The sequence below is a fragment of the Aeromicrobium sp. JJY06 genome (genome assembly GCF_044069275.1).
Lineage (GTDB): Bacteria > Actinomycetota > Actinomycetes > Propionibacteriales > Nocardioidaceae > Aeromicrobium > Aeromicrobium tamlense.
Window position 1 is genome coordinate 1,432,685 of the sequence record NZ_JBIMRD010000001.1, and the last position, 19,497, is coordinate 1,452,181.

Sequence of the window (19,497 nt, forward strand, 5' to 3'; positions counted from 1 at the left end):
CCGTCACGCCCGGCCGTCGAGCAGGCTCTGGGCGGCAGCCGCGGCTCGCGCCCCGTAGGCGCCGCCGAACATCACGGCGTGCACGAGCAGGGGGTGCAGCTGGTGCAGCGGGACGCGGTCCATCCAGCCGTCCTGCAGGGGAGCGGCCTCGTGGTACGCGTCGAGGATCCGCTGCAGGTGAGGCGCGCCGAACAGCGAGAGCATCGCGAGGTCGGTCTCGCGGTGGCCACCGTGGACGGCCGGGTCGACCAGGTGGACACCGTCGGACGACCACACGAGGTTGCCCGACCAGAGGTCGCCGTGCAGCAGCGCCGGGGGCTCGGGATCGGCGGTGAGCGACGGCAGCCGTTTCATCGCCTTCTCGATCACGGCGGCCTGCTCGAGCGACAGCGAGCCACGGTCGGCGGCGGCCTTCACGTAGGGCATGACGCGGCGGCCGGCGTAGAACTCCTCCCACGTCGGGGAGGGGCGGTTGGGCAGCGGAGCCAGGCCGATCCAGCCGTCGTGATCAGCGCCGAAGCCGCCCACGCCGGAGGAGTGCGTCGCGGCCAGGTTGCGCCCGAGCGACTCGGCGAGGTCGACCGAGGGCTTCGTGGGCTCGATCCAGGCCAGGATGATGCACTCGTCGTCGGCCGCGAGGACCTCGGGCACGGGGGCGCCACCGGCGGTGCGCAGCCGGCGCAGGCCCTCGGCCTCGGTGGTGAAGAACCCCGCGGGAGCTTGGGGGCGGGTCTTGATGACGGCGCTGCGCCCGTCGGTGAGTCGCAGTCGCGTCGTGGTGCAGATGTCGCCGCCGGCCACCGAGGTCGTCGACACCACGGCGACCTCCAGCAGCTGCTCGGCCAACGCCGCGGTTCCCGCCATTCGTGCCATGCCCTGAACTTACCGCCCGGTGACCAGTGCGGAGCCCTCAGCGGTCAGGGACGCGGGGATGGCGCGAACGCGTGGAACAGCAGGTGGTCCTGCCAGCGTCCGGCGATCCTCAGGTACTCGGGCGCGACGGCGAACGGGGCGAACCCGGCCCGTCGCAGGACCGTCTGGGAGGCCACGTTGTGCAGGAGGGTCCCGGCCTCCAGGCGGTGCAGACCCAGCGCCGTGAAGGCGTGGTCGACCGCTTCACGAGCGGCGCGGGTGGCCAGGCCGTGGCCGTTCAGGTCCTCGCGCACCCAGTAGCCCACCGACGCCGACTGGAAGGCCCCGCGGACGACGTTGTTGAGGGTGAGCCGTCCCGCGATCTCGCCGGCGGGTCCCAGGATCACGAACGGGACCATCCGGTCGGCCGCGTGCTCGTCGAGCATGCGCTCGATGGCGGCGCGCTGGCTGTCGGACTCGAAGAACTCGTCCTCGCGGACGGGCTCCCAGGGCGCGAGGAACTCCCGGTTCTCCACGTAGACCGCGGCGAGCTCCTCGGCGTCGTCCGGCGTGACGAGCCGCAGGCAGGGCGTGGTCACGCGGTGTCGGCGAGGTGACGGACGATCTCGCGCGTGGTGCGCTCGACCATCGCGAGGACCTCGTCGAAGCCCTCGGGTCCGCCGTACCAGGGATCGGGCACCTCGGCGTCGGGCGAGTCGGCCTCGGGGTCGAAGGATCGGTACATCCGCACCTTCGTGCGGTGGTCGTCCGAGGCCGCGAGGGCCAGCACGTCGGCCTGGTTCGAGGAGTCCATCACGAGGATGAGGTCCTGCTCGTCGAACCAGTCGGCGGTGAACGTGCGGGCGCGGTGGCGCGAGGCGTCGTAGCCGGCCGCGGTCAGGGTGGCGGCGGCGCGCTCGTCCATCGGCTGTCCCACGTGCCAGTCGCCGGTGCCCGAGGAGGACACCTCGACGTCGTCGACGCCGGCCTCGGCGAGCTGGTGCTCCAGCACGACGTCGGCCATGGGGGAGCGGCAGATGTTGCCCAGGCAGACCAGGGCGACGCGGCGCGGCATCAGTCGACGATCGCCGACAGGATCGACTGGCAGACCGAGATGACGATGGCGGCCAGGAACGCCCACCAGAAGCCGTCGACGGCGAACTCCACGCCGAACGCCGAGGTGATCCACTCGGTCAGCAGCAGGAGCAGCGCATTGATGACGACGAGCAGCAGGCCGAGCGTCAGCACGATGAACGGCAGCGTGAGCAGCTTGACGATCTGGCCGACGAACAGGTGCACGAGCGTGAACACCAGGCCCACGATCACGAGCGCCAGGACGCGGTTGACGGTGGTCTCGTCGGCGTCGCCGATCGTCATGTGGCTGCCGAGCAGGAGGGCTGCGAGGGCGAGCGCGACGCTGCTGACGAACCAGGAGGACAGGAAGCGTTCCATGCGTCTCACCCTAGAGGGGTGGAGGCAGTTCCTCCGCCGGGACATGGCGCGCCGTCTGCGCGAGCACGATGCCGGACACCACCGCGAGGACCCCGATCGTCTGCAGCAGGTCGAGCGTCTCGGAGAACCAGAGCCACCCGACGATCACCGCGACGACGGGCTCGAGCATGGCCGTCACCGACGCCTTCGAGCTCGAGAGGTGGCGCAGCGACGCGAGGTAGAGGAAGAACGGCAGCACGGTGCCGCACACGACGACGAAGACCATCGCGGCCCATGCGGGAATCGTGAACTCGGAGAGGCGGCCGAGCATCGAGGCGTCGTGAGCGAGGGCGCTCGAGCCCTCCCAGCCGCCCAGCAGGTTCATGACGATCGCGCCGACGCCGAACGACCAGACCACGGTGCGCAGCGCGGTCAGCGGCTCGGCCGAGGTGGCGGTCAGCTCCTCGCCGATGAGGAAGTAGGCGGCGAAGCAGACGGCGGCCGCGAGCGCCACCAGCACGCCGATCCCGTCGAGGCTCAGCCCGTCCCAGACACGGCCGACGAGCGCGAGTCCCACGAGGGCCAGCCCGATGGCCGGCCACACGCGCGGGTGCACGGGCTCGCGGCGGACGAACCTCACCCAGAGCACCACCAGCACGGGCGCGAGGTACTCCAGCAGCAGCGCCACGCCGATCGGCAGTCGCATGATCGCGACGTTGTAGGTCCACTGCACGAACGCGACGCCCACGACGCCGAGCGCGACGATCAGCAGCAGGTCGCGGCCACGCGGCGGACGCAGGGCCGAGCGGTCGAACGCCACCGCGAGCACGAGGAACGTCAGGAACGCGAAGGTGACGCGGATCGTCGTGTACGTCGAGGTCGGCAGGCCCGCCTCCATCGGGATGCGGGTGACGCCGGCGTTGATGCCGAAGAACACCGCCGCGGTGACGACGAGCGCGAACCCGAGGCGCACGTGGGGCTGGGACACCGGACGATTCTCGCACCGGACGGGCGGTCGGTGGGGGCGACCCGGCGGTCGTAAGGTCATGCCATGACCGACCCCCGACCCCGCCAGGTCCTGGCCGCCATCCCGGCCTACCGCCCGGGCCGTCCGGCCCTCGACGAGAGCCACAAGCTCTCGAGCAACGAGAACCCGTTCCCCCCGCTGCCCGGTGTCGTCGAGCGCGCCGCCGCGGGGCTCGCACGGATGAACCGCTACCCCGATCCCGGCGTGACCGCGCTGGGCGAGGCGCTCGCCGAGCGCCACGGGCTGTCGACCGACCACTTCGCGTTCGGCACCGGGTCGGTCTCGGTGCTGTTCGGCCTGCTCGACGCGTGGTGCGGGCCGGGCGACGAGGTCGTCTACCCGTGGCGCTCGTTCGAGGCCTACCCGATCGCGGTGGACCTGCCCGGCGCCACCTCGGTGCGGGTGCCGCTGACCGCCGACCACCGCCACGACCTGCCGGCGATGGCCGACGCGATCACCGAGCGCACGAAGGTCGTGCTGGTCTGCACCCCGAACAACCCGACGGGCCCGGTCGTCACCGAGGCCGAGTTCGAGGAGTTCATGGCGCGCGTGCCGACCACCGTGCTGGTGGTCGTCGACGAGGCGTACGTGGAGTTCGTGCGCGACCCCGACGCGCTCGCGGGCGCCGCCGCGCTGGCGCGCCACGCGAACGTCGTCGTGCTGCGGACGTTCTCGAAGGCGTACGGACTCGCGGGCCTGCGGATCGGCTACTCGATGGCCCACCCCGCGATCACCGAGGCGATCCGCAAGGCGCTGCCGCCGTTCGGCGTCACCGACATCGCGCAGGCGGCGGCGCTGGCCTCCCTCGAGGCGCAGGCCGAGCTGGAGGAGCGCGTCGAGGCAGTCGTCGCCGAGCGCACCCGCGTGTTCGACGCGCTGCGCGAGCAGGGCTGGGACGTGCCGTCGAGCCACGCCAACTTCGTGTGGCTGCCGCTCGGCGAGCGCTCGGCCGAGTTCGCCGAGCACGCCCACCCGATCTCGGTGCGCCCCTTCCCCGAGGGCGTCCGCGTCACCATCGGCACGCCCGAGATCAACGACGCCTTCCTCGCGCGCGCCGCCGCGTTCCGGCGCTGACGACCCCGCCGGTTTCCCCGGTTAACCGGGGAAACTGTCACTTCACGAGGTTCGCGAACCTCGCGAAGTGACAGGAAACCTCGTTCGGTCGCCCGCCGGGGGCACCGCCGCACCTGCTAGCCTCGGAACAGATGTGATGCCTGTCACATCGACGGCCGCGCGCTCACCACCATCGAGCGCTGGCCGTGTCATGAGGGCGGTGATCCCGCCCCCGGCAAGGAGGCAGTCATGGGCCTACCCATCTCCCAGACCCTGGCGCCAGACGGAGAGCTCGTCGCGGCGCACGACTTCACCCCCGAGGACCTGCGCGGGTTCCACCGAGACCTCGTGCTCGCCCGGCGCATCGACTCCGAGGCGTTCGCCCTGCAGCGGCACGGCGAGCTGGGGCTGTGGGCCCCGATGCTCGGCCAGGAGGCCGCCCAGATCGGCAGCGGCCGCGCCCTCGCGCCGAACGACTTCGTCTTCCCGTCCTACCGCGAGCACGCCGTCGCGTGGTGCCGCGGACTCGACCCGGCGCTGCTGCTCGGCCTCTTCCGCGGCACGAGCCTGGGCGGCTGGGACCCCGCCCAGTACGGCTACGCGCTGCCGGCGATCATCATCGGCGCCCAGACGCTGCACGCGGTCGGCTACGGCATCGGCCTCACGCTCGAGGGCAAGGAGGACGCGGTCGTCACGTACTTCGGCGACGGCGCCACCAGTCAGGGCGACACGAACGAGGCCTTCGCCTGGGCCGCGTCGTACCACGCGCCGGTCGTCTTCTTCTGCCAGAACAACCACTACGCGATCAGCATCCCGCTGGAGCGCCAGACCCGCGTGCCGATCGCGCAGCGCGCCGCGGGCTTCGGCTTCGAGGGCGTCCGGGTGGACGGCAACGACGTGCTCGCGGTGCACCAGGTCACCTCCGAGGCGCTGGCGAAGGCGCGCTCGGGCGGCGGGCCCACCCTCATCGAGGCGGTCACCTACCGGATGGGCGCGCACACCACGTCGGACGACCCCAGCCGCTACCGCGACCCGCACGAGGCCGACGCGTGGGCCGAGCGCGACCCGCTGCTGCGGCTCCGGACCCTGCTCGAGCGGACCGATCCCGGCTTCGCCGAGTTCGACGCCCGGGTGCAGGCCGAGGCCGACGAGCTCGGCGCCCACCTGCGCGACGTCTGCCGCAACCTGCCCGATCCCGATCTCGCGGAGCTCTTCGAGCACGTGTACGCCGACCTGCCACCGGAGCTGGTGGCCCAGCGCGAGGAGGTGCGGTCATGGAGCTGAGCATCGGCAAGGCCCTCAACGCGGGCCTGCGAGCAGCGATGGACGACGACGCGAAGGTCGTCCTGATGGGCGAGGACATCGGCCGGCTCGGCGGCGTCTTCCGCGTCACCGACGGCCTGCAGAAGGACTTCGGCGACCAGCGGGTGATGGACACGCCGCTGGCCGAGTCCGCCATCGTCGGCGCCGCGGTCGGCATGGCCTACCGCGGCTTCCGCCCGGTCGTGGAGATCCAGTTCGACGGGTTCGTCTACCCGGCCTACGACCAGATCGTGAACCAGGTGGCGCGGCTCCGGTTCCGCAGCGAGGGCGCCGTGAAGGTGCCGCTCGTCATCCGGATCCCCTACGGCGGCGGGATCGGCGCGGTCGAGCACCACTCCGAGAGCCCCGAGGCGCAGTTCGTCATGACGCCTGGGCTCACGGTGGTGACGCCGTCGAACGCGCACGACGCCTTCTGGATGATGCGCCAGGCGATCGCGTCGGACGACCCGGTGATCTTCCTGGAGCCGAAGCAGCGCTACTGGGACACCGGCGAGGTCGGCGACGAGGCCGGCATCGGCCTGCACCAGAGCCGCGTCGCCCGCGAGGGCTCCGACGTCACGGTCGTGGGCTACGGCCCGGTCGTGAAGACGTGCCTGGCCGCGGCCGACGAGGCCGAGGCGTCGCTCGAGGTCATCGACCTGCGCTCGCTGTCGCCGCTGGACCTCGGTCCGGTGATGGACTCGGTGAAGCGCACGGGTCGCGTCGTCGTGGTGCACGAGGCCGCGCGCACGCTCGGCCTCGGTGCCGAGCTGGCCACGCGGATCACGCAGGAGTGCTTCTACTCGCTGGAGGCCCCGGTGCAGCGCGTCACGGGCTACGACATGCCCTACCCGCCCTGCCGGGTCGAGCACGACCACCTGCCCAGCGTCGAGCGGATCCTCGACGCCGTCGACGTCACGGGGGAGTTCTGATGAGCACGCTCACGTCCGGAGAGTTCCGCCTGCCCGACGTCGGCGAGGGCCTCACCGAGGCCGAGATCGTCACGTGGCACGTCAAGGTCGGCGACGAGGTCGCGGTCAACGCGCCGCTCGTCGACATCGAGACGGCGAAGTCGATCGTCGAGCTGCCCAGTCCGTTCGCGGGCCGGGTCGAGGAGCTGCTGGTCTCCGAGGGCCAGACCGTCTCGGTCGGCACGCCGATCGTGCGGATCGGGTCGGGTGAGGCCACCGCCACGCCCGTCGCGGAGGAGCCCGTCGAGGCGCCCGCACCGGAGGAGAAGAGGCTCGAGGTCCTCGTCGGCTACGGTCCGAGCACGGGTCGCCGCCGCCGGCGGAACCGCGCCACGCCTGCGGCCGAGAGCGCCCCGCGCGCCTCGGTGCGCGTGCTGGCCAAGCCGCCGGTGCGCAAGCTCGCGAAGGACCTCGGCGTCGACCTGACCCAGGTGCCGTCCAGCGGTGCGGTCGTCACGCGTGCGGAGGTCGAGGCGTTCGCCCGCGGCCACGGCGCCGACGCCGTCACCGCGGCTCCGGTCTCGGGGGTGCGGCGGGCGACGGCCGAGGCGATGATCGCCTCGGTCGCCGTCCCCCAGGCCACCGAGTGGGTCACGGTCGACGTGTCGGCCTCGGTCGACCTCGTCGAGCGGCTCAAGCGCGACCGGCGGTTCGAGGGCGTCCGGGTCACCACGACACTGCTGACGGCCCGCGCGGTCTGCCTCGCCCTGCGTCGCACACCCGACCTCCACGCCCGGTGGAACGAGTCCACGATCGAGCACCCCGCCTCGGTGGGGCTCGGCATCGCGGCGGCCACCGAGCGGGGGCTCGTGGTGCCGGTCGTGCGCGAGGCCGACGGCCTGGCGCTGCCCGACCTCGGTCGCGCGATCGACGAGCTCGTCGCCACCGCGCGCGCCGGGCGGATCCAGCCCGACCAGATGGCCGGCGGCACGTTCACGCTGACGAACATCGGCGTCTTCGGGATCGACGGCGGCACGCCGATCCTGCCGCCGGGACAGTCGGGGATCCTCGCGCTCGGCCAGATCGCGAAGCGGCCGTGGGTCGTGGGCGACGAGGTCGTCCCGCGCTGGGTCACGACGCTCGCGGTCACGTTCGACCACCGCGTCGCCGACGGCGAGCAGGCCTCGCGCTTCCTCGCCGACATCGCCGCGATCCTCGAGGACCCGGGCCTGGCGCTGGCCTTCTGAAGCACTGGGCGTGACGTTCGCGGGGTGAAAGGCGCGAATCGACCCCCGAAACGTCACGCCCAGCGCTGCAGGCGCACACTGGATCGGTGAGCGTCCAGGACCGACACCATCCGGGCGCCTACACCGTCTGGCTGATCGGGCTGGCCGCCTACCTGCTCGCGGTCTTCCACCGCTCCTCGCTGGCCGTCGCCGGCCTCGTCGCCTCCGAGCGCTTCGACATCGGCGCCGCGCAGCTCTCGGCGTTCGTGATGCTGCAGCTGCTGGTCTACGCGGGCATGCAGATCCCGGTGGGGCTCGCGGTCGACCGCTTCGGCCCACGCGCCGTGATGCTCGCGGGCGCGGTGCTCCTCACGCTGTCGCAGACGGCGTTCGCGTTCGCCGAGTCCTACCCGACCGCGCTCGTGGCCCGGTTCTTCGTCGGCATGGGCGACGCGATGACCTTCGTGTGCCTGCTGCGCCTCGTGACCTCGTGGTTCTCGCCACGCCAGATCCCGCAGATCACGCTGATGACCGGCCCGATCGGGCAGCTGGGCGCGATCATCGCCGCGGTGCCGATGACCTGGGCCCTCAGCACGTTCGGCTGGACGCGGGCGTACCTCCTGGCCGCCTCCTTCGGCCTGATCATCACGCTCGCGGTGCTGCTGCGCGTGCGCGACGAGCCGCACTCGCGCTCGGTGCGCGGGCCGGCGTTGTCGTGGACGAACATCCGGCGGTCGCTGGCCGACTCGTGGGAGCACCCCGGCACCCGGCTCGGGTTCTGGATGCACTTCGTCACGCAGTTCAGCTCGACCGTGCTCGGTCTGCTGTGGGGCTACCCGTTCTTCGTCGAGGGCGAGCACACCTCGGAGAACTTCGCGGGCACGCTGCTGACCGTGATGGTCGTCGCCGTCATGTTCGCCGGACCCGTGCTCGGCCGCTTCATCGCGAGCCATCCGTGGCACCGGTCCACCCTCGTCATGGGCATCGTCCTGGCGATCATGGCCGCGTGGACGGCGGTCCTCGCGTGGCCCGGCGACGCGCCCCGCTGGATGCTCGTCGTGCTGGTGATCGCGGTGGGCGTCGGTGGACCCGCCGCCATGATCGGCTTCGACCTCGTGCGCACCTCGAACCCGGTGGACCGGCTCTCCGCCGCGACCGGGATCGTCAACCAGGCGGGATTCCTGGCCAGCCTGGTCACCGTGGTCGCGGTGGGCGTGATCCTCGACCACACCGACCAGAACTACAAGGCCGCCATGAGCTTCCAGTACGTCCTGTGGGGACTCGGGCTCGTGCAGGTGTGGCGCTACCGGGTGAAGACCCGCGCCCGCCTGGTCCGCGACGACCCCGAGCGCTGGGCCCGCCACGCCGGCCTCGGCTGACCTGCCCCTTGCCGAGATGTGCTTCGATTTCGACCTTTCAAGACGGTTGAAAGGTCGAAATCGGAGCACATCTCGGAGGGGCGGACGGCTAGGCGACCTCGAAGACGACGCCGGTGGCGGACTCGCTGGCCGACCACACCTCGGCGGCGAGGCGGGGGTCGCGTGCCGCGGAGGTCATCCCCACGGTCTTCGGTCGTCCGCGGGTCTGACGCAGGCGCGCGGGGCCGACGTACTCGCCGCCGGTGAAGGTCGGATCGGTCGCGGCGCGCAGCGACGGCCACGCCCCGGCTCGCGACGACTGGCTGAAGGCACCGGCGAGGTGGTGCATCGCCGACCCGGTGGTCTTCGTCAGGTTCGTCGACGTCAGACCCGGGTGCGCGCCGACCGAGACCAGACCGAGGCCGACGGCCTTCACCCGCCGGTCGAGCTCCTTCATGAACAGCAGGTTGGCCAGCTTCGACTCGGCGTAGGACCGCCAGCGGCTGTAGCGGCGCGGGTCGCCGTTCGGCTCCAGCGACCGCAGGTCGATGCCCTTCGTGGAGGCGTGCGCCAGCGACGACACGGTCACCACCCGCGTGGCGCCCTCACGCAGCAGCGGCCACAGCGTGGCGGTCCACGCGAAGTGCCCGAGGTGGTTGGTGGCGATCTGCAGCTCGAAGCCGTCCATCGTCTGCGTGTACGGCGGCACCATGACGCCGGCGTTGTTCACCAGCACGTCGAAGCGCTCGCCGGCGTCGACCAGTCCCTGCGCCGCGGCGATCGTGCCCGGCAGGTCGGCCAGGTCGAGCGTCACCACCTCGACGTCGCCGCCGAGGTCGGCCACGGTGGCGGCCGCCTTCCGGTCGTCCCGCGCCGTGATCGTGACGTCGGCGCCGTGACGCAGCAGCTCGCGTGCGGTCTCGGTCCCGATGCCGCTCGTGGCGCCCGTGACGAGCGCGCGCCTTCCGGTCAGGTCGCCGATGTCCTCGGTGCTCCAGGTCATGGCCCCGAGTGTGCCCGAAGGTGCCCCAGTCAGCGCGGCAGCACCGCGAACCACGGCACGGACCAGCCGCCGAGCCGGAGGGTTGCGGTGGCGAACGCGTCGCGGTCGACGCGCACGAGGCGGCCCGCGCTCGGCTCGAAGACGCGCACCGCGCCGTCACGGGCGGACACGGCCAGCACGACGTGCGCCGGGCGGACCTCGTCGCCCACGTAGAGCGGCACGGTGTGACCGGCCTCGACGGCCGTCAGGACGAGGTCGAAGGCGGAGGCCAGGTCGTCGGGGTCGAGCGTGCGCGCCTCGTAGGAGTGGCAGGGGAGTCCCGAGCCTCCCTCGCCGGTCATCTGGCGGGCGGCGCCCCACGGCGAGGTGCCGACGACGCGCAGCCACGGCCACTGGAGGTCGCCGTCGTGGTCGCGCAGGCCGGAGACGCGGCGGTGCATCCGCACGACCTCCGCGGGCCAGCGCTCGGCGAATGGCGCGGCGTCGGTGGCGCCGCTGCGGACGTCGTGGCCCGTGGTCACCCACAGTGCGTAGGCCTCGTCGTGCAGCATCCGCGACACGACGAGCGACGCCGCGCCGCACGACGTGTCGTTGGGCTGGCGGAAGTCGCGCGGATGGCTCGTGGGATCCAGGGCGCGGCGATCGGCGGGGGTCAGCTGCTCGATGCGCTCGCGAAGTCGCTGCGCGAACTCGGGGGCGAGGACGGGGGCCGCCGCGAACCTCCGCGGTGTGCGAGGACTGCGCTGGAGCCGGGCGAGGCCGCGTCGCGCCAGGCGGACCAGCCGCGCGACGGGGACTGCCGGCCCGGGACGCATCAGGTGGTGACGGCCATGGCGCCCAGGACGCGCTCGGCCAGCTCCCGGTCGCCGTCGATCTCGACCTCGACCCCGTCGGGGCCGCGGCGACCTGCCGCGAGGATCGCGAACGCCTCGGTGTCCATCCGCACGGTGGCGGTGGGCTCGGCATCGGTGCGGCGGGCACGACCGTCGTCGCCCACGCCGATCGTGGAGTCCAGCGGGACCGGACCGGTGACGACCCAGCGCACCACGCTGCCCACGGGCGCCCCGGCCTTGCGGCCCAGGACGTACGGCAGCGCCGCGGCGAACGTGCCCACGGTCACCTGCGCGCCGAGCGCGTCGAGGCCTCCGGGCAGTCCCACGGCGCGACGGATGTCCTGCTCGTGCGACCACAGGTCGATCACCCGGTTGCGCAGCGCGACGTCCCACGTCCACTCGACACCGGCCGGGGTGTTCACGGCGGCGGCCTGCGGGTCGGGCAGCTCCTCGAGGGTCTTCGCGCGCCGGGCGACGAGGTCGGCCAGGTCTGCGCGCAGCTGCTCCACCGGCACGTCGCGCAGGGCGGCGACGCCGGCGTTCGTGTAGTCGGCCGGCACGCTGCCGCCGCCGATCACGTCGGTCTCGCCCTCGACCATCACGCGCTCGAGGTGGACCAGGTGCGCGAGCACGTCCTTCGCGGTCCAGCCGGGCAGGTCGGTGGGGACGTCCCAGTCGGCCGGCTCGAGCGCGAGCACGGCGGCGGCGGACTGCCGCCAGGCGGCGACGTAGAGGCTGAGGTCAGTCATGGGCGAGGATCCTGCGGGTGCGTGCGGTCAGGGTGGCACCGGCCAGCCCCAGTCCCGCGATGAGCCCGGTCCAGGCGATCGCCCGGCCCGTCCCGACGCGGCTCTCGAGGTCCACCAGGGCGGTCCCGTAGCGAGCGGTGTCGGTCTGCTTGTCGTCGGGACGGCACACGATGCGCGTCTCGTCGGGGGCGTCGGACAGGACGCCGATGAGGTGCCAGCGGCTGCCGTCGCTGTCGACCACGATGTCCACCGTGGCCGGCGGAACCGGGGTGCGCTCCTTGCCGTTGCGGGCCACGCACGAGATCGCGCGCTCGGGCTGCGGCAGGTCGGTGAGGACGGCGAGGTCGTCGGACCCGTTCGCCTGGATGGGCTGGCCCACGGGGACGACCTCCGCCTCGCGCAGCGGGTCCCACGCGGACGCGGCGAAGGCCGTGCCGGCGATCCACGCCAGCGCGGCGAGCAGGCCCGCCACGAGGTACCAGCGTCGTCGGGTCAGCTCCACCCGCCCAGCCTAGAGGGACTCACGCGCGGCGCCGGTCACCCCGCGCGCCCTCCCCCTCTCCACTTTTGGAACGAGTTGCACCGTTCGCGCGCCGGAAAGCGTGCATCGCGTTCCAAAAGTAGGGAAGGGGTGGCGGAGGAGGCTGGCTCAGAAGGCCGCTTCGTCGAGCTCCATGACGTCGAGGTCGACGGTCTCGGCCATCGCACGCTCGGCCGCGAGGCGCGGCAGGACCGTCTTGGCGAAGAAGGACGCCGCGGCGACCTTGCCCTCGTAGAACGACTTGTCCGCGCCCGAGGCGCCGGCGTCGAGCTTGGCCTGCGCCACCTCGGCGCCGCGCAGCAGCAGCCACGACACGACCAGGTCGCCGAGCACGTACACGAGGCGCGTGGTGTTCAGCGCGACCTTGTAGACGTTGCGGATGTCGCCGTTCTCGTCGGCCGGGTTCGAGGCCATGAGGTCGGTGAACATCGCGGTGATGACCGCGGTGGTGTCGTCGAGGCCCTGGGCGAGCAGGTCGCGCTCGACCTTGAGGCGACCGTTGCCGGCCTCGTTGTCGATGAAGGACTTGATCTGCTCGGACAGGTAGCCCAGCGCGCGGCCCTGATCCTTCACGATCTTGCGGAAGAACAGGTCCTGGCCCTGGATCGCCGTCGTGCCCTCGTAGAGGGTGTCGATCTTGGCGTCGCGGACGTACTGCTCGAGCGGGTACTCCTGCAGGAAGCCCGAGCCGCCGAACGTCTGCAGCGACTCGGTGCCCAGCAGGACCCACGACCGCTCGGAGCCGTAGCCCTTGACGATCGGCAGCAGCAGGTCGTTGACCGAGGCGGCCAGGCTCGCGTCCTCGCCCGACTCCTTCTTGATCTGGACCTCGTCCTGGAACGTGGCCGTGTAGAGCATGAGCGAGCGCAGGCCCTCGGCGAACGCCTTCTGCGTGAGCAGTGAGCGGCGGACGTCGGGGTGGTGCGTGATCGTGACGCGCGGGGCGTCCTTGGCGGGGTTCGTCAGGTCGGCACCCTGGACACGCTCCTTGGCGTACTCGAGCGCGTTGAGGTAGCCGGTCGACAGCGTCGCGATCGCCTTCGAGCCGACCATCATGCGGGCGTTCTCGATGACGCGGAACATCTGGTTGATGCCGTCGTGCACCTCGCCGAGCAGCCAGCCGGTGGCCTGGCCGCCGAGCTGCGGGTCGCCGAAGGTGACCTCGCACGTGGCCGAGACCTTGATGCCCATCTTCTTCTCGACGTTGGTGACGTAGACGCCGTTGCGCTCGCCCGTCAGCTCGCCGGTCTCGTGGTCGAAGTGGTGCTCGGGCACGAGGAAGAGCGACAGGCCCTTGGTGCCCGGGCCGCCGACGCCCTCGACGCCGACGGGGCGCGCGAGCACGAGGTGCATCGTGTTCTCGCCGAGGTCGCTCACGGCGGAGGTGATGAAGCGCTTGACGCCCTCGATGCGCCACGAGCCGTCCTCGTTGGGGAAGGCCTTGGTGCGGCCGGCGCCGACGTCGGAGCCGGCGTCGGGCTCGGTGAGGACCATCGTGGTCAGCCACTTGCGGTCGATCATGATCTGCGCGATCTTCTGGTCGCGCTCGGTGCCGTTCTCCCACACGACGCGGCTGAAGGCCGGGCCGGCGCCGTACATCCAGATGGCGGGGTTGGAGCCGAGCACGAACTCGCCCATCGCCCACACGAGGGACGAGGGGGCGGGCTGGCCGCCGAGCTCGGTGGGCAGCTGGAGGCGCCACCACTCGGCGTCGATCCACTTCTGGTAGCTCTCCTTGAACGCCGGGTTCTGCGTCATGGTGTGCGTGGCGGGATCGAAGACCGGCGGGTTGCGGTCGGCATCGACGAAGGACGCGGCGAGGTCCTCACGCGCGAGGCGCTCGACCTCGGAGAGGATGCTCTTCGCCGTGTCGACGTCGACCTCGTCGAAGGGGCCGGTGCCGAGGATCGACTGACGATCGAACAGCTCGAAGAGGTTGAACTCGACGTCGCGCAGGTTGCTCTTGTAGTGGCTCATGGGCCGTGGGACCTCCGGGAAAGGGGACTGCCAGTGTTACTGGCCGGTTCTACTGGTCAGTAACTACATAGTAGCCCGCTGTCACGCGCAGGCAAAAGGTGTTCGGTGAAAAGAGAAACGACCCGTCTCCGCGGGGGAGTCGGGTCGCTTTCGGAAGGGTGCGTCAGGCGCGACGCGCGGGGACGCGCTGCAGGCCGTCGGTGGCCACGAGGTACGCGGTGTGGACCGTGCCGGCGACGAGGGCCAGGGCGCCGGAGAGGGCGAGGAAGGTCATGGTGCAGCTCCTTTCGTTTCCTCCATCGTGGACTCTTCAATTGTCAAGCACAATCCAACGAAACTATGACTAACGTGTAGTTTGTCTACATGGATCCTCGACGCCTTGGAATGCTGCGGGAACTGGCCGAACGGGGCACCGTCGGCGCCGTCGCGGACGAGATGAACGTCACACCCTCGGCGGTGTCGCAGCAGCTCAAGCTGCTCGAGGCCGAGGCGGGCGTGCCGCTCCTCGAGCCCGCCGGGCGCGGGGTCCGGCTGACCGCGGCGGGACGCGCGCTGGCCGAGACCGCAACCGAGGTGGCGGTCGCCCTGGCGCGCGCCGAGGCCAGGTGGCGCGAGTACCTCGGAGGACCGGCGGGCGACGTCACGCTCACGGTCTTCCCCACCGGCGGCGAGATGCTGCTGCCGGGACTGCTGTCGCGCGTCACGGCCGAGCCCGCGGTGAACCTCATCTGCACTGACCGCGACCCCACGCTGCGGTTCGACGTGCTCGACATGGTGGCCCAGTTCGACGTCGTCGTGGCCGACTCGCCGGCCGCCACCGAGGAGTGGCACGAGCGCGGCCTCCAGCTGGTCTCGCTCATGCGCGAGCCCCTCGACGTGGCGCTGCCCGAGCACCACCGCCTGGCCTCCAAGGCGAGCCTCTCGCCCAAGGACGTGGTGGGCGAGACGTGGATCGGCGCGCCGCACGGCTACCCCTACGACCGCGTGCTGCAGCAGCTCGTCGCGGTCACGGGCGAGTCCGTGCGCATTGCGCAGCGCTTCGACGACAACGGTGTGGTCGAGGCGGTCGTCGCTGCGGGTCACGGCATCGCGATCCTTCCGCGCTTCACCACCCGGACGCGCGACAACGGACTCGTGACTCGGCCCCTCGTCGGGATCCGCGCCCGGCGCGAGATCACGGCCGTCCTGCGACCCGACCGCTTCGAGCGGCCGAGCGTGCGGTTCTGCGTGCAGGCGCTGCGCGAGGAGGCTCGCGCGGTGGCCGATCGCCACGGCGCGCCGTGATTCCGCTTGCGCCCCCTCGACGAGGCCATACGCTGAGCCCACTCACACGCGCCGGCAGCGAGTCGGTCGCGTCATTCGATCGGGGGATCAGATGAGCTCAGCCATGCACGCCGCCAGCCGCCGGCGTCGTCGACTCTGGCCGGCCGGCCTCGCTGCCGCCGTGGTGCTCGCCGCGGGTGCGCCGGCCTTCGCGGCCTCGCTCACCGGCACCGAAGGACCGGACTGGTTCGACGGCACGAACGAGGCCGACACGATCCAGCTGCTCGGCGGCGACGACCACACGGCCGCGCTCGGTGGCGACGACATCGTCTATGGGGGATCGGGGAGCGACACGCTCATCGGCGACGCCGACAGCAACGCCGTGCTCGGGGGCGTCGACCGGCTCTACGGCGGTGACGGGAACGACGCCCTGCTCGGCAGCGGCGGGGACGACCGGCTCTTCGGCGAGGGCGGGAACGACAGCCTCGGAGGGGAGCACGGCAACGACCAGCTCCTCGGCGGGGCGGGCGACGACTGGATGCGCGGCGACGCCGGCAACGACAGCCTCAGCGGCGGGGACGGCCAGGACATCCTCCAGGGATGGGACGGTGACGACAGCCTGCACGGCGAGGCGGGTGCCGACGAGCTCTACGGAGCCCTCGGGACCGACACGCTCACGGGCGGCACCGAGAATGATCGACTCGACGGCGGCGACGGCGACGACTGGCTCGACGGTGACGAGGGTGCCGACTGGCTCTACGGCGGGGTTGGACACGACCTGCTGAAGGGCGGCTCGGGCGACGACATCGTCGACGGTGGACCGGGGAACGACACCCTGTCCGGCGACGTCGGCGTGGACACGATCCGCGGCGACGAGGGCAACGACGGGATCGGGGTCAGCGACTCCGACCAGGCCTACGGCGGCCCGGGTGATGACACGTTCACGATCAGCCAGGTGGCGCGCGGCGCCCGGGTGGACTGCGGCGACGGGTACGACGTCGTGACGTTCATGACCTACAAGGGGCTCGTGGGCACGGCCACCGTCGACGCGTCCTGCGAGAAGGTCACCTGGAAGGCGCTCAAGGGCGACACGTCGTACCCCTGGCCTCCCGGCCCCGGCGACAGCTGAGGCTCAGGCCAGCGCGTCGAGCAGCAGCCAGGCCGCGACGGCCGTGATCGCCACGAGGTAGATCCGGTCGAAGCGGCGCTCGGGCATGCGGTCGAGCACGCGACTGCCCACCCAGGTGCCGGCGATCACGCCGACGATGCCGGCCGCGGCCGCCGGCGCCTGGGCGGCGGGCAGCAGCCCGATCGCCCCGAACAGCACGAGCTTCGCCAGGTGCCCGGCCACCTGGGACGCGGCGAACGTGCCGACGAAGCCGAGGCGGTCACGGGTTCCCGCGCGGAAGAAGGGCGCGGCGAGCGGACCGGTGGCGCCGACCACGGGGTTGAGCGCGCCGAGGACGCCGCCCATCGCGATCCAGCCGCCCGAGCTGGGGGCGGGCAGCGGCCTCGAGAGCCACACGGGCAGCCAGGTCGCGGCCAGGACGGTGACGGCGATCGCGATCTGCAGCACCGCGTCGGGCGCCTGGCGGGCCAGGCTGAGGGTCAGCAGTCCGGCGGGCAGGAGCAGCAGCGAGGTGCGCCAGACGATGCGCCAGTCGACGTCGCGCCGGCGGACGATCGTGCGGGTGCCGTTCGAGACCACCTGGATCGCCGCGTGCAGCGGGATCGCGACGAGCGGGTCGAGGAACGCGACGAGCACCGCGAGCAGGACGATGCCGCCACCGAAGCCCAGGACCGCGGTGAGCGCCGACGTCGCGAACGCGCACGCCGCGACGAGCAGCACCAGAGCGGGGTCCACCCGCCCATGTCTACAGGGTCAGGCGCCGGGGTCGAACGTCTCCTTGGACAGCTCGGCGTCGGGATCGCGCTGGAGCACCCGCATGACGTGGTAGATCACGATCGCGGCGACCGAGCCCAGCGTGATGCCGGCGACGGAGACGTCTCCGCTGGTGAGCGTGAGGTTGCCGATGCCGATGATCAGGGCGGCCGCGGCCGTGTACATGTTCACGGGGTTGGCGAAGTCGACCCGGTTGTCCATCCAGATCCGCACGCCGATCAGGCCGATGAGGCCGTAGAGCGCGACGGTGACGCCGCCGATGACGCCCTCGGGGATCGTCATGAGCAGGGCACCGAACTTCGGCGAGAGGCTCAGCAGCATCGCGACGACGCCGGCGACCACGTAGGCCGCGGTGGAGAAGACGCGCGTCGCGGTCATGACGCCGATGTTCTCGCCGTACGTGGTGGTGGCCGAGCCGCCGAAGCCGCCCGCCAGCGTGGTGGCGAGGCCGTCGGCGATGAGCGCGCGGCCCGACTCGTCGTTGATGGCGGGACGGCCGGTGAGGTGGGCGACGCTGCGCACGTGGCCGACGTTCTCGGCGACGAGCGCGAGCACGATCGGCAGGAACATCGGCAGCACCGACCAGTCGGCGGTCGGGGTGTGGAAGTCGGGGAGGCCGAAGCAGGCCGCCTTCTCGACGTTGCCGAAGTCGAGCTGACCGCTGATGGCCGCGGCCGCGTATCCGACGACCATGCCGAACAGGATCGACAGGCGGGCGGCGAACCCGCGCAGCACCACGGCCGACAGGCAGATCACGGCGAGCGTCAGCGTGGCCAGCCACGGGGCGACCGCGTAGTTGGTGGTGGCCGCGCCCGCCAGGGCGAAGCCGATCAGGGCGACGATCGCGCCGGTGACGACCGGGGGCATGAGCGCATCGAGCCACCTGGAGCCGGTGGCCTGGACGACGAAGCCGATGATCGCCAGCAGGACGCCGGTGCACATGATGCCGAACAGTGCGGCGCCCATGTCACCGTCGGCGACGAGCGCCTGGACCGGGGCGATGAAGGCGAACGAGGAGCCGAGGTAGCTGGGCAGCCTGCCGCGGGTGATCGCCAGGAACAGCAGGGTGCCGAAGCCCGAGAAGAACAGCGTGGTCGTGGGCGGCATGCCCGTGAGGATCGGGACGAGGAAGGTCGCGCCGAACATCGCGACCACGTGCTGCGCGCCGAAGCCCAGCGTGCGCGGCCACGAGAGCCGCTCCTCGGGCATGACGATCGCGTCGGGCTTCACGTTCTGGCCGTCACCGTGCAGGGTCCACATGGAACCTGACCTTCTCACGGGCCGGTGACGGCCGTCGCGCGGGTCAGCGGGAGGCGAACTTGGCCGCGAACGCGGCGAACTCCTCGCTGCTGAGCGACTCGGCCTGCGCCCAGGACTCGAAGTTGAGCGACTCATGCAGGTCGGACCGTGCGGCGACGCCCACCGACTTCTTGATGTCGGCCATCAGCTTGGGGTTGCGCTTCGCCCACGTGGCGGCCAGCTCGGCGGCGCGGGCCTTCGGATCGTCGGCGATCTCCTGGGCGATGCCCAGGCGCAGCGCGGTGTCGGCCTTGATGATGTCGCCGTTGAAGAGGGCGGCCGCGGTGTTCGCCGAGCCGATGCGCTGGGTGAGCATCCACGTGCAGCCGCCGCCGGGGTGCAGGCCGATCTTGCTGAAGGTGGGGCCGAAGCCGCCCTCGGGCCCGGCGATGATGACGTCGCAGGCGAGTGCGATGTTGAGTCCGGCGCCCACGGCAGCGCCCTGGACGGCCGCGACGGTGGGGATCGTGAGGTTCCGGATGCCCAGGAACGAGGCGTAGACGTTCATCAGGTGCTCGCGCAGCACGTCGGCGGGACGACTGGTGTCGCCGAAGAGGCTCTCGAGGTTCGCGCCCGAGCAGAAGGCCTTGCCAGCGCCGGTGACGACCAGTGCACGGGCCTCCTCGTCGGCGGCGACCGACTCGACGGCGGCGCGCAGCTCCTCCAGCAGCGGCCAGTCGAGGGCGTTGAGGCGCTCGGGGGCGTTCAGCGTGATCGTGCGGACGGAGTCTTCGCGCGTGAGCTCGACGAGTGTCATGCGGATCACCCT

General features: G+C 71.8%; 20 protein-coding genes. 7 read left to right on the forward strand and 13 right to left on the reverse strand.

Going from position 1 to position 19,497, the window contains the following annotated elements:
- Positions 1 to 3: 3 nt before the first annotated feature.
- From ACGWYL_RS07075 to ACGWYL_RS07095, 5 genes are read right to left on the reverse strand one after another with little or no spacing between them, the layout of a single operon-like run.
- A complete protein-coding gene (locus ACGWYL_RS07075) occupies positions 4 to 873 on the reverse strand; it encodes a fructosamine kinase family protein (protein ID WP_179426945.1) in 870 nt (289 codons plus the stop codon).
- Positions 874 to 917: 44 nt separating this feature from the next.
- Complete coding sequence (locus ACGWYL_RS07080; RefSeq protein WP_395486799.1) at positions 918 to 1,451, reverse strand: GNAT family N-acetyltransferase; 534 nt, start codon at positions 1,449 to 1,451, stop codon at positions 918 to 920.
- On the reverse strand, positions 1,448 to 1,927 hold the full coding sequence (locus ACGWYL_RS07085; RefSeq protein WP_179426943.1) for a low molecular weight protein-tyrosine-phosphatase: 480 nt from the start codon (positions 1,925 to 1,927) through the stop codon (positions 1,448 to 1,450). The genes ACGWYL_RS07080 and ACGWYL_RS07085 overlap by 4 nt, the downstream gene beginning before the upstream one ends.
- Positions 1,927 to 2,304, reverse strand: coding sequence for a phage holin family protein (locus ACGWYL_RS07090; RefSeq protein ID WP_179426941.1), 378 nt, complete (start codon positions 2,302 to 2,304; stop codon positions 1,927 to 1,929). Before ACGWYL_RS07090 ends, ACGWYL_RS07085 begins: the two co-directional genes overlap by 1 nt.
- A gap of 10 nt (positions 2,305 to 2,314) precedes the next feature.
- Positions 2,315 to 3,271: a DMT family transporter gene (locus tag ACGWYL_RS07095; protein ID WP_179426939.1), complete on the reverse strand. Its 957-nt coding sequence runs from the start codon at positions 3,269 to 3,271 to the stop codon at positions 2,315 to 2,317.
- 63 nt (positions 3,272 to 3,334) lie between these two features.
- Between ACGWYL_RS07095 and hisC the strand changes: the two genes are divergently transcribed.
- The 5 genes from hisC to ACGWYL_RS07120 all read left to right on the forward strand — a co-directional run bounded on the left by hisC (position 3,335) and on the right by ACGWYL_RS07120 (position 9,181).
- Positions 3,335 to 4,384, forward strand: coding sequence for a histidinol-phosphate transaminase (gene hisC, locus ACGWYL_RS07100; protein ID WP_395486800.1), 1,050 nt, complete (start codon positions 3,335 to 3,337; stop codon positions 4,382 to 4,384).
- Between the two features lie 228 nt (positions 4,385 to 4,612).
- Entirely contained in the window at positions 4,613 to 5,647 is a 1,035-nt protein-coding gene (pdhA, locus tag ACGWYL_RS07105; RefSeq protein ID WP_179426935.1) for a pyruvate dehydrogenase (acetyl-transferring) E1 component subunit alpha, read from the forward strand.
- Positions 5,638 to 6,597 carry an alpha-ketoacid dehydrogenase subunit beta gene (locus tag ACGWYL_RS07110; protein ID WP_179426933.1) on the forward strand — a complete coding sequence of 320 codons (960 nt, stop codon included), beginning with the start codon at positions 5,638 to 5,640 and terminating at the stop codon, positions 6,595 to 6,597. Before pdhA ends, ACGWYL_RS07110 begins: the two co-directional genes overlap by 10 nt.
- A complete protein-coding gene (locus ACGWYL_RS07115) occupies positions 6,597 to 7,823 on the forward strand; it encodes a dihydrolipoamide acetyltransferase family protein (protein ID WP_395486801.1) in 1,227 nt (408 codons plus the stop codon). Before ACGWYL_RS07110 ends, ACGWYL_RS07115 begins: the two co-directional genes overlap by 1 nt.
- 86 nt (positions 7,824 to 7,909) lie before the next feature.
- Entirely contained in the window at positions 7,910 to 9,181 is a 1,272-nt protein-coding gene (locus ACGWYL_RS07120; protein ID WP_179426929.1) for a nitrate/nitrite transporter, read from the forward strand.
- 88 nt (positions 9,182 to 9,269) lie between these two features.
- Here the strand turns inward: ACGWYL_RS07120 and ACGWYL_RS07125 are convergent, their stop codons facing one another.
- From ACGWYL_RS07125 to ACGWYL_RS07145, 5 genes are all read right to left on the reverse strand, one after another.
- Entirely contained in the window at positions 9,270 to 10,163 is an 894-nt protein-coding gene (locus ACGWYL_RS07125) for an oxidoreductase (protein WP_179426927.1), read from the reverse strand.
- A 29-nt stretch (positions 10,164 to 10,192) separates the two neighbouring features.
- The gene (locus ACGWYL_RS07130; RefSeq protein ID WP_395486802.1) at positions 10,193 to 10,978 is read right to left on the reverse strand and encodes a hypothetical protein; all 786 of its coding nucleotides are present in this window, start codon (positions 10,976 to 10,978) and stop codon (positions 10,193 to 10,195) included.
- Positions 10,978 to 11,745: a maleylpyruvate isomerase family mycothiol-dependent enzyme gene (locus ACGWYL_RS07135; protein ID WP_395486803.1), complete on the reverse strand. Its 768-nt coding sequence runs from the start codon at positions 11,743 to 11,745 to the stop codon at positions 10,978 to 10,980. Before ACGWYL_RS07135 ends, ACGWYL_RS07130 begins: the two co-directional genes overlap by 1 nt.
- Positions 11,738 to 12,247 (reverse strand): hypothetical protein, encoded by a 510-nt coding sequence (locus ACGWYL_RS07140; protein WP_179426921.1) that lies wholly within the window; start codon positions 12,245 to 12,247, stop codon positions 11,738 to 11,740. The genes ACGWYL_RS07135 and ACGWYL_RS07140 overlap by 8 nt, the downstream gene beginning before the upstream one ends.
- A gap of 147 nt (positions 12,248 to 12,394) precedes the next feature.
- The gene (locus ACGWYL_RS07145; protein ID WP_395486804.1) at positions 12,395 to 14,263 is read right to left on the reverse strand and encodes an acyl-CoA dehydrogenase; all 1,869 of its coding nucleotides are present in this window, start codon (positions 14,261 to 14,263) and stop codon (positions 12,395 to 12,397) included.
- Positions 14,264 to 14,626: 363 nt separating this feature from the next.
- Between ACGWYL_RS07145 and ACGWYL_RS07150 the strand changes: the two genes are divergently transcribed.
- Complete coding sequence (locus ACGWYL_RS07150) at positions 14,627 to 15,547, forward strand: LysR family transcriptional regulator (protein ID WP_395486805.1); 921 nt, start codon at positions 14,627 to 14,629, stop codon at positions 15,545 to 15,547.
- A gap of 91 nt (positions 15,548 to 15,638) precedes the next feature.
- On the forward strand, positions 15,639 to 16,655 hold the full coding sequence (locus tag ACGWYL_RS07155; protein WP_395486806.1) for a calcium-binding protein: 1,017 nt from the start codon (positions 15,639 to 15,641) through the stop codon (positions 16,653 to 16,655).
- A 3-nt stretch (positions 16,656 to 16,658) separates the two neighbouring features.
- On the opposite strand, the gene ACGWYL_RS07160 is transcribed toward ACGWYL_RS07155, so the two are convergent.
- From ACGWYL_RS07160 to ACGWYL_RS07170, 3 genes are read right to left on the reverse strand one after another with little or no spacing between them, the layout of a single operon-like run.
- Positions 16,659 to 17,390, reverse strand: coding sequence for a sulfite exporter TauE/SafE family protein (locus ACGWYL_RS07160; RefSeq protein ID WP_179426913.1), 732 nt, complete (start codon positions 17,388 to 17,390; stop codon positions 16,659 to 16,661).
- Positions 17,391 to 17,408: 18 nt separating this feature from the next.
- Positions 17,409 to 18,689 (reverse strand): uracil-xanthine permease family protein, encoded by a 1,281-nt coding sequence (locus tag ACGWYL_RS07165; protein ID WP_395486807.1) that lies wholly within the window; start codon positions 18,687 to 18,689, stop codon positions 17,409 to 17,411.
- A gap of 43 nt (positions 18,690 to 18,732) precedes the next feature.
- Positions 18,733 to 19,485, reverse strand: a complete 753-nt coding sequence (locus ACGWYL_RS07170) for an enoyl-CoA hydratase (RefSeq protein WP_179426909.1) — start codon at positions 19,483 to 19,485, stop codon at positions 18,733 to 18,735.
- Positions 19,486 to 19,497 lie beyond the last annotated feature (12 nt).